Origin of the sequence: Starkeya sp. ORNL1, from assembly GCF_012971745.1 — a bacterium.
Lineage (GTDB): Bacteria > Pseudomonadota > Alphaproteobacteria > Rhizobiales > Xanthobacteraceae > Ancylobacter.
Window position 1 is genome coordinate 3,887,159 of record NZ_CP048834.1, and the last position, 12,892, is coordinate 3,900,050.

Below are 12,892 nucleotides of genomic sequence, written 5' to 3' on the forward strand. Positions count from 1 at the left end.
CACCACACACACGAGGTTGGAGCATGACTGAAAACATTACGCGCATGGAGGCCAGCCGCCTCGCCAAGCTGATCGGCAGTCGGGAGCTTTCCCCCGTCGAGGTCGTACAGGCCCATCTGGATCGCATCGCCGAGGTGAATCCCAAGATAAACGCTATCGTGGCGTTGGCTGACGACGCGATAGACGTCGCCAAGAGGGCCGAGGCGGCGGTCAGATCCGGCACGAAAGTCGGGCCTCTCCACGGCGTTCCGTTCACTGCCAAAGATGCCCTCGACACAGCCGGCGTGCTGACGCAGCGCGGCTCTCCGATCTTCAAGGGGCGCGTCGCCGACGCCGATGCCACCGTCGTGGCTCGGTTGAAGGCAGCTGGCGGCATCCTCATCGCAAAGACGAACACGCCGGAATTCTCCTACTCCGTCGAGACCGACAATCTCCTGACTGGCCGGACGAACAACCCCTGGAATCTCGACTACACCCCTGGCGGATCGAGCGGCGGCGAATCTGCCGCGATAGCCGCCGGCATGTCGCCACTTGGCCTAGGCAGCGACGTGGCTATTTCGTTGCGCGGCCCGGCCGCGCACACCGGGGTTGTCGGCTTCAAGGCCACGCACGGCCGCTTGCCGATGACGGGGCACTGGCCCCGTGTACCGCGCCGCTTTTGGCATGTTGGACCAATGGCGCGCTCCGTCCGCGACGTGGCGCTTGCCTATCATCTGCTTGCAGGACCCGACGGCGCCGATGGCTTTTCCACCGCATCGGTCAGCCTCGATGAAGGCGTAGAGGCAGAGTCGAACCGACCGTTTCGTGTTGGCTGGCTGGCCGCCCCCGGCTTCTTCGGGCCTGTCGACCCGGAAGTGGTCGCGACCGTGAAGGCAGCGGCCGAGGCGCTGAGTGGCGCAGGCTGCCAAGTCGAAGAAGTGCATCTGCCGATCCTGAAGGAGACCGATGGCGTCGGCATCTTTTGGAAACTCCAGCAGATGGAAACGCGATCGGAGTTCGAGAAGATCACGGCAGGCCACGAGGCCGAGGTCTTCCATCATGTCAGAGCGATCTTCGGCACCCCCGACACGTCGATCGATGACTTCGTCGCCGCGGAGCAGGCAGTGGAGCGGCTCCGCGACAGTTTTGTCGCGTATTTTCAACGTTATGATGCCTTGCTTTGCCCGGTGACGCCGTTCCCGGCAACGAAGCATGGCCTCAATGATCTCGTGGTTGATGGCGAAACAGTATCGCCCTTTCACGTGATGAGTGCGACCTCACCGTTCAACCTGACCGGTATGCCGGCCTTGTCGATGCGCTTCGGAACCAGCCGCGACGGACTTCCGATCGGCGTCCAGATCGTTACCTCGTGGTTTGCGGAATCGACGGCACTGAATATCGCCACGCTTCTGGAGCGGTCGAGCCCCGTCCGTGATCTTCACCCTGATCTCTAGTTTCAAAGCGAACGGGGCGAGGTTTCCGCCCTGACCAGACGACGGAGCATACTGGCGTCATCGCAGCTCTGGCTGCGGTGACGATTCCGATAGACATCGGCGGTGCACGACGCTTTCTGCAAGGTCATACGGCCGTATCAACTCCCGATTAGGGGAGTCGGGCGAGGCTCGGTATTATGCCTCTACATGGAAGGTGGAGGCGCCAATGGCTCATCGGACTCGCACGGTCGGAATCGTTCTCTTCACTATGGCAATGTGCGCGAGATCGGAAGCCGCCGATCTTGGGAAATTCACGCGACCATCCTCCGAGACAACCGTGGACTTTTATGACTGCGGAGGAAATCTGTGCGGCAAGATCGTTACAGTAGACGACAAGTCGGACACTGACACCATAGGCAAGCTCATAGTCGATGGCGCCAAACCCGTTGGCAACGACACCTGGAAGGGCGATATCATCGACGTGGAAAGCGGCAAAAGATACGCTGGCACCATAAGCCTGAACGAAAATGGGTTGAGGCTGGAAGGCTGCTTCATGATGATTCTTTGCGGCAGCGAGGTCTGGCAGCGCGCTCGGCAATAAGGTGCCCTGGCAATCTTGATGTGCGCTGTGCCGAAGCCGAAGCCGTTGCTCCTCACCCGGTCAGTTGCCGAAGCCTAGAAGCTGCGGGACGGAAAGCGTGAACCACGGCACGAAGGTGACCAGCAGCAAGCCGGCCAGCAGGATGAGCACATAGGGGACCATGATCGCCGATGCGCGGTCGACCGGGGCGCGGGTGACGGCGCAGGCAATGTAGAAGCCAACGCCAAGCGGCGGGAGGAAGGCACCGATCCCCATCGCCACCAGCAGCACGATTCCATAATGGAGCGGGTCGATCCCGAGATTGGGCGCCAGCGGCAGCAGCAGCGGCGCCAGGATCAGCAACGCCGGCAGTCCCTCCAGCAGGGAGCCGAGGATCACTACCGCGGCAATCGACGCCAGCATGAATAGAGCGGGATCGTCGTGCCAGGTCGCCACGATGGCGGCCAGCGAATGCGGCAGCTGCGCCGCGGAAAGCACCCACGAGAAAGTCTGCGCTGCGGCCAGCGTGAATAGCACCATCGCCGACACGGTCGAGGCCTCGACGATCATGCGGCCGAACTGCCGCAGATTGACCTCGCGATAGAGCAGCACGGCAATGGCGAGGCCGTAGGCCACGGCGAACGCCGAAATCTCGGTCGGCGTGGCGAAACCGCTGAAGATGCCAGCGAAAAGCAAGGCAGGCATCGAGAACGGGATGATCGCCCGCAGTGCCAGCCGGCGGATCAGCGGCCAGTTCCAGGTGCCGTGTTCCCTGGTCTGGAACTTGGCGGCGCGGACATAGATGAGCGCCATGAGGCAAAGCGCGATCACCGCCGCGGGCACCAGCCCGGCTGCGAACAGGGCGCCGATCGACAGCGAGGTGACGGAGCCGAGCACCAGCATGGCGAGGCTCGGCGGGATGCATTCCCCCATGGCGGCCGATGCCGCGAGCACGGCGGCCGCTTCCGAGCGGTCATAGCCTTCCTCGTCCAGCATGTCGCGCATGACGAGGCCCACCGCGGCGACGTCGGCGGCCTTCGAGCCGGAGATGCCGGACACGATGTACATGCTGACGACCATCACCTGCATGAGGCCGCCGCGCAGGCGCCCCACCAGTGCGGCTATCAGCACGACCAGGCGGCGCGAGATACCGCCGCCCTCCATGATGAATCCGGCGAAGATGAAGAACGGCAAAGCGAGCAGCACGAAGCGCCCGACGCCGTCCACCATGTTCTGGGGCACCGCCACCAGCGGCACATAAGTGCCGATGTGCAGGAAGAGCATGGTGCCGAGAATGAGGGCGAAGCCGACCGGAAGACCGAGCAGCACGGTCGCGAGCACGACCAGCAATGCCACGGTGATGGCGGCATTGTTTGCGAGCGGCGCCTCGGCAAGAAGCCCGAACAGCACGAGCGGCACTACGAGGACGACGAGTACCGCGAGTGCCGCCAGCACGGCTTTCCGCGGCTGCTCGGACAGCCGGACGACGGCGTAGATGGCAAGGGCCGTCATGCCGATGGTCAGCGGCACGGCAAACCAGGCGCCCCGCATCTCGATGATCGGCGTCAATTCCTCCCAGCGCGTCTGCACGAGCCCGATCGAAAAATAGAGGCTGACGAGCGCGAGCCCCAAGACCAGCCAGTCGGCGGCGGCAAGCACGACGGATTGCGCGCTCTCCGGCAAGGCATTGACGATCGTGCGCACGGAAATATGGGCATCGCGGCGATAGGCGACGGCACCGCCGATGAAGGCGATCGTCGACAGCGCGAGCGTGGCGACCTCGTCGCTCCAGAGCAGCGGCAGGTCGAAGAAGGTGCGGCCGAGCACATTGCCAATAACGACGAGGAGCTCGCCGAGCAACGCCGTCCCGACCACGATGTCGAGGGCACGATCGAGCAGCAGGACCGGGCCAGCCCGTCCAACCTCAGCGGTGGGTGCATGCATGGTGTCTGGTCCCGCCGACGGTGCCCGAGGTGTCATGTCGAAGATGCGCCATGGCTCCGAACGGATCGGAACGGTCCGGCAGCCGGTATTGAAGACGGGGGACGCCTCAGCTCATTGCTGCGCCATGATCTTGTCGAACAGCGCCTGATACTTCGGTCGGAACTGCGCGAACACCGGCTCCATCTTGGCGCGGAAAGCGGGGAAATCCGTCTCCGTCGCTTCCATGCCGTGCGCCTTGAGGAATTCCAGCCCGCTGGTGGAAGCTTCGGCGACGGTCTGCCGCCAGAATGGCTGCACGTTGACGGCTGCCGCCTTGAAGATGTCCCGCTCGGCCGGCGACAGGCGTCCCCAGAGCGCCTTGCTGGCCATCAGCGCGCCGGCATTATAGACGTGCCTGGTCAGCGCAAGCTTGTTGGTGACTTCATAGGCCTTGAAGGTCACCGCCGTCGGCACGGGGAAGTCGACGGCATCGACGGTCCGTTGCGACAAAGCGAGGTAGACCTCGCTGCCGTCGAGCACGATGGGGATGGCGCCGAGCTGCTTGAACATCGCGGCGAATACCGGCCCCGGCTGGATCCGGATCTTGAGACCACGCATGTCGTCGGGCGTCTTGACCGCACGATCGCGGACCTCAAGCTGGCGCCAGCCGTACCAGCCCCATGAGAGGCCGATAATGCCCTTGGGCTCCATGTCGGCGAGCAACTGCTTGCCGACCTCGCCGTCCAGTATCCTGGTGACGCTCGCCTCATCCTTGAAGATGAACGGAAGGTCGATGACCTGAACGGTCGGCACCAGGCTTTCCATATATCCCGATGTCAGGATGGCGCAGTCGACGATACCGGTCTGCAAGCTGCTGCCGATATTCACGGTGCTGCCGAGCGCCCCGCCGACATACATCTGGACGCGGTATTTGCCGCCGGTCTTCTCGGCGATTTCCGCGCCGAAGCGCTCCCCGACCAGATAGGATCTGTCCTGCGCGGTATCCGCCGTGGCGAATTTCAGCTGGATCGGGTCCGCGGCATGCGCTCGCCGGACATATGGCATCGCAAGGACGCCAGCCGCCAGCCCGGCAAGACAGGTCCGACGCGAGGGACCGCGCTCCATTGGCAAACCTCCCGGATCGGGCGGGATGCGTTGCCCCGCCCTCATGTGCTCAGCCTCTTTGGCCAGGCTGTTAAGGTCACTATCCGGATTGGTTATAGACCTGTCAACAGCATTCCCCTGCGATCGCCGGCAGGTCGCAAAGTGCCGTTACGTAAGGCGTTCACGGCGATGACGTCGGGGCCGGAATCCGCGCGCAAGTGTGCCAAGGCGAATTGACAGGATTCTCCGCCGGCCACTATTTATAATTCTAAAACTACGATTGCCTGGACGCGCTCAGCTGTCGGCGGATGCACGTCTTGACGTCGGCCAAGGCACTCGATGGGCCTCAGGGGAATTTTCCCATCAATACCGAAGCGGCAATGAATCGGCATTGGCCTTGGTAGAGATCGAGCATCATGAAGAACAATAAGCGATACCTCATCTATATCTTGCTGTTCGTCTTCCTGAGCATCTACTCCCTCGACCGCGTCACGATGGCGATTGCCGGGAGCAGCGTTGCGAAGGAGATGGGCTTGAGCCCGGTCGCGCTCGGCTATCTCTTCTCGTCCTATCTCTGGCTCTATGCGGTCGTGCTGCTGCCGGCGGGCGCCGCCACCGATCGGTTCGGCGCGCAGCGGACCGGGGCGATCGCGGCGACCATGTGGTCGATCTGCCAGGCGCTGGGCGGAGCGGCCGTTTCCTACTTCACCTTGCTGCTGACGCGGCTCGGCCTCGGCCTGTTCGAATCGGCCGCCAATCCCTGTGCCCACCGGGCGATCCGCGAATGGACGCCGCGCCGCGAGCGCGGCATCGCCACCGCCATCTGGTATGCGGGAACCAATGCGGGGCCAGCACTCGGCTCGCCGCTCGTCGCCTGGCTCATCACCGAGCATGGGTGGCGCTCGGCCTTCGTGGTGACCGGCGCCATGGGCCTCGTCTGGGTCGCCATCTGGGTGCCGTTCTATCGCCCGCCGGAGCGGGCCCGCTGGCTCGCCGAGGCGGAACGCGCGAAGATCCTGGCGGAGCGGGATGCCGAGCCGGAGGCAAAGGCCGGCACCTCCATCGGCTATCGCGGCTTGCTGCTGACGACGCCGACCATGTGGGGCCTTGCCCTCACCCAGGGCTGCGTGAACTACACCTCGTATTTCTTCCTCGCCTGGCTGCCTGGTTTCCTCCAGGCCTCCTATGGCCTGACCGTGCTGCAGGCGGGCGCCTATACGGCGCTCCCCTTCGGCCTGAGCGCCGTCCTGAGCATCATACTGAGTGGCGTGGCCGACCGGGTGTTCGACACCACCGCGCTCCATGAAGGCAAGCGGCGCTATGCGGTCGCGCTCGGCGCCATCCTGTCCGCATTGATCGTGCTGACGCCTTATGTCGGCTCGATCTCCCTGGCGATGGTCGTTCTCACCATTTCGCTGACCTTCAACACCTTCGCCCAGTCCATGAATTTCGCGCTGACCAATGACCGGGTACGCACCACCGGCGATGTCGGCCGCGCCTATGCCTTCTTCACCCTTGGCGGCGTGTCCTTCGGCATCATCGGGCCGATCGTCACCGGCTATCTGGTCAACATGACGGGTGACTTCAAAATCGCCCTCGTCCTGTGCGGCGGCCTCTCGGTGGTGGCTGCACTCGCGGTCACGTTCCTGACCAGGCAGGCGATAGGCGAGAAGGAAGCCGCGGCGGCGCGTCTGACCGAGGCACGCGCCTCCTCGTTCTGAGCGGCGGTGCTTCGAATACTGCGCTTGCGCCATTGCGTCGTGCGCCGTCCGAATGCCCTCACAGGGATAGCGTCAAGTCATGCGCACCGGCCAAATCGGCACGGCGCGCGTGAAAACTGTGACTGCCATCACAGCCTCAGCCTCGTGGACGTCGCAATGTCGGAACGCCAGGGCATAGCCGGGGGGCGGGTCTTGGCAGGCGGCGGTCTCCGGTTGTTGGACCTCCGGAGCCGCCGTCATGTATCGGCTAGGCGCCCTCTCGATATGGGCGCCCCCTCGGGAGGCGAACACATGTTAGCCATCCAGTATCTCGCCTTTGGGACCGTAGTGGTGTTGTTGCTGGCTGCCGTCTTGATCGCGCGATCCACGACTTGAGCGCCGCAAGGCAGTAACGTCGGCTGCTGTGTTGCAGCCGCTTCGGAACGGGTACCAGGAGCCTCCACGGGGCGCGTGGACGCGACTCCATAATGTTGCGTAATCGTGCTACGCTCGGAGCATGGCGCGCTCCTCGGACTCACGGGCGCATGACGCCCATCATGACTACCGACGCTCCGCGGCACGCGGCAGCGAAATCGCTGGGCTCGCGCTTGTTTTCCTGCTGATCAGCCTGGCGGCAGCGGCCGCTGATTGCACCTGCCGGGCGCGAGGCCATGATTACCAGCATGGCGAGCGCGTCTGCCTGTCCGGCCCGGACGGTCCCCGTCTCGCCACCTGCGGCATGAGCCAGAACGTGGCAAGTTGGCTCCTCAGCGACCAGTCCTGCTCGGTTTCCACCCTCGAATTCCCGGCAGTGCTCGCCAGCCATGAAGCCCCTCCCGGCGATCCCCCGCTCCATTGACGCGCAAGCTTGAGCAGCGCTTCCTTGGCCGTGCTGGTATTCCCGTGGCCGGCTCAAGGTAGTTGCGGCCGCATGCGACGCGTTTCTGCCTGTCACCTCAGCTTCACTGCCGGCTCATAGCGTCGCCCTTGCAATTGATCAGCGAGGGCTGCCTCCATGGCTGACGTAACGTCAAGTAATATCGAGATCCCGCACACGGATCATCCGCTCCATCGGCCGAACGCCAGCGCAAAGTGGTTCCTTCCACTGTTCGGCGCCATCGTGATCGGCGGCCTGATCTATGTCGGCTACGCGCTGAGCCAGGATCTCACCGAGGCCAAGCAGGTGCCGTGGATCCTGCTCGGGCTCGCACTGCTGATCGCGCTCGGCTTCGAATTCGTGAACGGCTTCCACGACACCGCCAATGCGGTGGCGACCGTCATCTACACCCACTCGATGCCGGCCGAACTGGCGGTGATCTGGTCGGGCTTCTTCAATTTCCTCGGCGTGCTCACCGCGAGCGGCGCCGTCGCCTTCGGCATCATCTCGCTGCTGCCGGTCGAATTGATCCTGCAGGTCGGCTCCGGCGCCGGCCTCGCCATGGTGTTCGCGCTGCTGGTCGCGGCGATCCTGTGGAACCTCGGCACCTGGTATCTCGGACTGCCGGCCTCAAGCTCGCATACGCTGATCGGCTCGATCATCGGCGTCGGCCTCGCCAACCAGTTCCTCGCTCCGGCGGGATCGGCCACCTCCGGCGTCGACTGGTCCCAGGCCACCAATGTCGGCCTGTCGCTGCTGATCTCGCCGATCGTCGGCTTTGTCGGTGCGGGCCTGCTGCTGCTCGCCATGAAGCTGGTGATCCGCAACAAGCAGCTCTATGAGGCCCCGAAGGGTGCCGCGCCGCCGCCGCTGTGGATCCGCTCCCTGCTCATCTTCACCTGCACCGGGGTGAGCTTCGCCCATGGCTCGAATGACGGCCAGAAGGGCATGGGCCTCATCATGCTGATCCTGATCGGCGTGGTGCCCACCGCCTTCGCGCTCAACCGCACGCCGGACATCAATTATCTCGAACAGTACAAGACCGCCTCGGCCGCGGTGGTGCAGACGCTGACAAAGTATGAGAAGCCGGACGTGACGGTCACCGATCCCAAGGCCGTGGTCGGCGCCGCGGTACGCACCAAGAGCTGGTCGGACGACACCACGGTGGCGCTGGAAAAGTTCATCGCCGCCACCGACGCGACCATCGCGCCCTATCCTACCGTCGAGCAGCTGCCGACCGACCTCGTCGCCAACACCCGCAACGACATCTATCTGATCGGCGAGGCCCTGAAGCTGATCGACAAGAAGAAGCTGCTGCCGATGGACACCGCCGACCTGAAGGTGGTCACCGACTATCATGCGGCCGTCGACAACGCGACCAAGTTCATCCCACTCTGGGTGAAGGTGGCCATCGCGCTGGCGCTCGGTCTCGGCACCATGGTCGGCTGGAAGCGCATCGTCATCACCGTCGGCGAGAAGATCGGCAAGACGCATCTGACCTATGGCCAGGGCGCGGCGGCCGAACTGGTGGCGATGGTGACGATCGGCGGCGCCGATTATCTGGGCCTGCCGGTCTCCACCACCCATGTGCTGTCGTCCGGCGTCGCCGGCACCATGGCGGCGAACCGCTCCGGCCTGCAATGGTCCACGGTGCGCAACCTGGCGCTGGCCTGGGTGCTGACCCTGCCGGCGGCTATGGCGCTCTCGTTCACGCTGTTCGTGGTGTTCCGCCAGCTGTTCTGACCGTTCAGCGCAGGCGGCCTTGCTCAAGCCTTGCCATGGCAATGCCGTGGCAAGGCTCTCGCTTTGCTACAGCTTCGCTAGAGCATTTCCCGATCAGATGGAATCATCTGATCGAAGAGGAATTGCTCCAGTCTATTGAATCGAGAGCACTCATCTGTCGTTCGGATGTTTCCATCCGAACGGAAAGGGCTCTAGTCCTTTGCTAAAGCTTCGCCACTGGCATCGCCCTGGGTGATGAGGCGGGCGCTGCGCTGGCCGCGCAGATAGATCCACAGCCAGCTCAGCGCCACCGCGAGCCGGTTGCGCACGCCGATCAGGAAATAGATGTGGGCGAGGCCCCACAGCCACCAGGCCGGCCAGCCGGTGAGCTTCAGCCAGCCGAAATCGACCACCGCCGCCCGCTTGCCGATGGTGGCAAGGCTGCCGGAATGGACATAGTGGAACGCGCCCGGCGACGCCTCCTTGGCGAGCCGGGCGCGGATGGTGCGCGCCACGAAGCCGCCCTGCTGCTTGGCGGCGGGCGCGATGCCCGGCACCGGCGTGCCATCCGGGGCATTCACCATTGCCGTATCACCGACGACGAAGATATCCGGGTGGCCCGGCGCGGTGAGGTCCGGCGCCACCAGCACCCGGCCGACGCGATCGGCCGGCGCGCCCAGCCATTGCGCGGCGGGCGAGGCCTGGACCCCCGCGGCCCACAATATGGTCCGCGCCTTCAGCCACTGGCCCGCGAACATCACGCCGGCATCGCTGCATTCGGTGACCGGATGCCCGAGCTCGACGGTGACCCCGAGCTTTTCCAGCGCGGTCTTGGCATAGGCCGAGAGGTCCTCGGTGAACGCCGGCAGGATGCGCGGGCCGGCCTCGACCAGCACGACGCGGGAATCACGGGTGTCGATATGACGGAAGTCGCCGCGCAGATTCTCGTGCGCCAGCTCGGCGATGGTGCCGGCGAGTTCCACCCCGGTGGGCCCGCCGCCGATGATGACGAAGGTGAGCAGCGCCTGGCGTTCCTCGGGGTCTTTGGTCCGCTCGGCCCGCTCGAAGGCCAGCAGCAGCCGGCGGCGCACCGTGGTGGCGTCCTCCAGCGTCTTCAGGCCCGGGGCGAAGGGCTCCCACTCGTCATGGCCGAAATAGGCGTGGCGCGCGCCGGTGGCGAGCACCAACGTGTCATAGGGCACGCTGTCGCCGCCATCGAGCAGCACGCGGTGCGCGGCGGCGTCGATGCCGGTCACGGTGGCGAGCAGGGTCTCGACGTCCGGCCGGTTGCGCAGCAGGCTGCGGATCGGCCAGGCGATCTCGGAGGTGGCGAGCGAGGTGGTCGCCACCTGATAGAGCAGCGGCTGGAACAGATGATGGTTGCGGCGGTCGATCAGCGTGATGTGGACCGGCGCGCCCTTCAGGTCGAGCGCGCATTGCAACCCGCCAAAGCCGCCGCCGACGATGACCACGCGATGCACCGCGCCCGGCAGGCCGACCGCCATCTCGATGTCTTCCGCCATGCTCGTCCTCCCGGCTGTGCCCGCCCTTTATATGGGGTGTCAGGATGAGAATTCCGTCTCGTGGCCCAGCACGTCCTCGGCTTCGGGGTTGAGCGGGCGGGCGGTCTTGGCCGGCGAGGTGAGCGGCTCCGGCTCCACCGTGCGTCCGGGGATCGCATCGATGCCCTCGACCGCCTGGCGCAGCAGCCGCTCGCGGTCGCGCACCCGCACCTCGGCGACGACGCTTTCCGCAGTCTCGGCATCGACCTCGGCAGCGCGCAGCGTCGCCAGCCCGAAGGCAAGCGCGGATTCGAAGGTCTCGCGGATCTCGTAATCCACGCCCTTGGCCTGCAAGGCGAGGGTGTGGACCCGATCATAGGAGCGGACATGCAGCCGGGCGTCCGGCACATTGGTAGTGAGAATGTCGACGATGCGGTCGGTGGTCTCGCGGCGGTCGACGCAGATGGCGATGACCCGCGCCCGCTCGGCACCGGCGGCACGCAGCACGTCGAGCCGGGTGCCGTCGCCATAATAGATGCGGAAGCCGAAGCGCCCGGCGCTCTGGATCATCTCGACGTCATTGTCGATGATGGTCACTTCCATGCCCTGCGCCAGCAGGCATTGCGAGACGATCTGGCCGAAGCGGCCGAAGCCGACCACCAGCACCGAGCCATTGGCACCGGAGAAGTCCTCCTCCGCGTCGGGCTCCTCAGCCGGCACGTCGAGCCGGCGCGCCAGGCGCTCGCCGAGCGCGGCCACCGGCGGGCCGAGCAGCATGGTCATCACCGCGACCGCGACCAGCATGTCGGTCTGGTGCTGGGTGAGCAGGCCGAGCGACAGGCCGAGCGGGAACAGCACGAAGGAGAATTCGCCGGCCGGGGTCAGCACCGACGCCGAGCGTATCGCCTCCGCCTCGGTCTTGCAGTTCACGCGGAACACCGCCCAGACGAACGCCGCCTTGGCGAGCGTGACCAGCAGCGTCGCGCCGATCAGGCGGGGGGCGTTCTCGATCACCACATTGAGATCGACCGCCATGCCGACGCTCATGAAGAACAGCGCCAGCAGCAGGCCGCGAAAGGCGTCGATATTGGCCTCGATCTCGTGGCGGAAGCTCGATTCCGACAGCACGACGCCGGCCAGGAAGGCGCCGAGCGCCATCGACATGCCGACCTCGAGCATCAGCGTCCCGGCGCCGAGCACCACCAGCAGGGCGGCGGCGGTCATTGCCTCGCGTGCGCCGCTTTGTGCCAGCAGGCGGAACAGCGGGGTGAGCACATAGCGCCCGATCAGCACCACCACGGTGATGGCCACGGCGATCAGGCCGACATGGGTGAGATCCCCGAGCAGCGTATGCGTGTCGCCATTGCCGTTGGTGGCCAGCAGCGGCAGCACCGCGAGCAACGGCACCACGGCGATGTCCTGGAACAGCAGCACGGCGAAGGCGCGCTGGCCGTAGGGCTGGGAGAGGCCGTTGCGTTCACCCAGCAGTTGCAGCGCGATCGAGGTCGCGGACAGCGCCAGGGCAAGGCCGGCAATGGTGGAGGCACGCCAGTCGAAATTCTCGCCGCCATAATAGACCAGGACGCCGATGCCGAGGCCGCTCAGGAAGAGCTGTCCCGTCCCCAGTCCGAAAATGGCGAAGCGAAGGGCGAAGATGCGCGAGAGCTGCATCTCCAGCCCGATGACGAACAGCAGCATCACGATGCCGATTTCAGCAAGCGTGAAGACGCGGTGCGGATCGCGGAACACGCCGAGCCCGAACGGCCCGATGATGATGCCGACGAACAGATAGCCGATGATGGGCGAGAGGCCGAGGCGTTTGCTGACAATGACGGCGCCGACGGCGGCGGCGAGGAAGGAGAGGGCGGAGAACAGGAAGCCGATGTCCTCGCCGTGCTGCATTGCCCGCTGTCTCCCGTCCGAAACTTGCCCCGTGCGCCGGGTAACGTGGGGACGCGGCGGAATAATGGTATCCGCTGAACGGAAAAGACGAATAGTGCTTTTGTTTATGACGGCTTCGGCGAGGCGGCAGCCAAGGATGCCGTCATCCCGGCTCTACGCCCTGCGGGCAT

Annotated in this window: 9 protein-coding genes; 4 read left to right on the plus strand and 5 right to left on the minus strand. The window is 65.1% G+C overall.

Annotated features, from left to right (window positions below; genetic code table 11):
• Positions 1-23 precede the first annotated feature (23 nt).
• Together G3545_RS18480 and G3545_RS18485 are read left to right on the plus strand one after the other, a co-directional pair.
• A complete protein-coding gene (locus G3545_RS18480; RefSeq protein ID WP_170014731.1) occupies positions 24-1,433 on the plus strand; it encodes an amidase in 1,410 nt (469 codons plus the stop codon).
• Positions 1,434-1,686: 253 nt separating this feature from the next.
• Positions 1,687-2,013: a DUF2147 domain-containing protein gene (locus tag G3545_RS18485; RefSeq protein ID WP_281411736.1), complete on the plus strand. Its 327-nt coding sequence runs from the start codon at positions 1,687-1,689 to the stop codon at positions 2,011-2,013.
• A 60-nt stretch (positions 2,014-2,073) separates the two neighbouring features.
• Here G3545_RS18485 and G3545_RS18490 read toward each other — a convergent pair whose 3' ends face one another.
• Together G3545_RS18490 and G3545_RS18495 are read right to left on the minus strand one after the other, a co-directional pair.
• Positions 2,074-3,936, minus strand: a complete 1,863-nt coding sequence (locus tag G3545_RS18490; protein ID WP_170014733.1) for a TRAP transporter large permease subunit — start codon at positions 3,934-3,936, stop codon at positions 2,074-2,076.
• 111 nt (positions 3,937-4,047) lie between these two features.
• The gene (locus tag G3545_RS18495) at positions 4,048-5,040 is read right to left on the minus strand and encodes a TRAP transporter substrate-binding protein (RefSeq protein WP_170014734.1); all 993 of its coding nucleotides are present in this window, start codon (positions 5,038-5,040) and stop codon (positions 4,048-4,050) included.
• 395 nt (positions 5,041-5,435) lie between these two features.
• On the opposite strand from G3545_RS18495, the gene G3545_RS18500 reads away from it, so the two are divergent.
• Complete coding sequence (locus tag G3545_RS18500; protein WP_170014735.1) at positions 5,436-6,740, plus strand: MFS transporter; 1,305 nt, start codon at positions 5,436-5,438, stop codon at positions 6,738-6,740.
• A 514-nt stretch (positions 6,741-7,254) separates the two neighbouring features.
• Here the strand turns inward: G3545_RS18500 and G3545_RS18505 are convergent.
• Positions 7,255-7,545 carry a hypothetical protein gene (locus G3545_RS18505; protein ID WP_170014736.1) on the minus strand — a complete coding sequence of 97 codons (291 nt, stop codon included), beginning with the start codon at positions 7,543-7,545 and terminating at the stop codon, positions 7,255-7,257.
• Positions 7,546-7,734: 189 nt separating this feature from the next.
• Here G3545_RS18505 and G3545_RS18510 point away from each other — a divergent pair, with 189 nt between their 5' ends.
• Complete coding sequence (locus tag G3545_RS18510; protein WP_170014737.1) at positions 7,735-9,339, plus strand: inorganic phosphate transporter; 1,605 nt, start codon at positions 7,735-7,737, stop codon at positions 9,337-9,339.
• Between the two features lie 191 nt (positions 9,340-9,530).
• On the opposite strand, the gene G3545_RS18515 is transcribed toward G3545_RS18510, so the two are convergent.
• Positions 9,531-10,841: an NAD(P)/FAD-dependent oxidoreductase gene (locus G3545_RS18515; protein ID WP_246702473.1), complete on the minus strand. Its 1,311-nt coding sequence runs from the start codon at positions 10,839-10,841 to the stop codon at positions 9,531-9,533.
• Between the two features lie 39 nt (positions 10,842-10,880).
• Positions 10,881-12,722, minus strand: a complete 1,842-nt coding sequence (locus G3545_RS18520; protein ID WP_170014738.1) for a monovalent cation:proton antiporter-2 (CPA2) family protein — start codon at positions 12,720-12,722, stop codon at positions 10,881-10,883.
• Between the last annotated feature and the right edge of the window lie 170 nt (positions 12,723-12,892).

What these genes read in the sequence shown, in the direction of transcription:
- G3545_RS18480 (WP_170014731.1), top strand. Translation starts at nt 24, where the DNA reads ATGACTGAAAACATTACGCGCATGGAGGCCAGCCGCCTCGCCAAGCTG.
- G3545_RS18485 (WP_281411736.1), top strand. Translation starts at nt 1,687, where the DNA reads ATGTGCGCGAGATCGGAAGCCGCCGATCTTGGGAAATTCACGCGACCA.
- G3545_RS18490 (WP_170014733.1), bottom strand. Translation starts at nt 3,936, where the DNA reads ATGCATGCACCCACCGCTGAGGTTGGACGGGCTGGCCCGGTCCTGCTG.
- G3545_RS18495 (WP_170014734.1), bottom strand. Translation starts at nt 5,040, where the DNA reads ATGGAGCGCGGTCCCTCGCGTCGGACCTGTCTTGCCGGGCTGGCGGCT.
- G3545_RS18500 (WP_170014735.1), top strand. Translation starts at nt 5,436, where the DNA reads ATGAAGAACAATAAGCGATACCTCATCTATATCTTGCTGTTCGTCTTC.
- G3545_RS18505 (WP_170014736.1), bottom strand. Translation starts at nt 7,545, where the DNA reads ATGGCTGGCGAGCACTGCCGGGAATTCGAGGGTGGAAACCGAGCAGGA.
- G3545_RS18510 (WP_170014737.1), top strand. Translation starts at nt 7,735, where the DNA reads ATGGCTGACGTAACGTCAAGTAATATCGAGATCCCGCACACGGATCAT.
- G3545_RS18515 (WP_246702473.1), bottom strand. Translation starts at nt 10,841, where the DNA reads ATGGCGGAAGACATCGAGATGGCGGTCGGCCTGCCGGGCGCGGTGCAT.
- G3545_RS18520 (WP_170014738.1), bottom strand. Translation starts at nt 12,722, where the DNA reads ATGCAGCACGGCGAGGACATCGGCTTCCTGTTCTCCGCCCTCTCCTTC.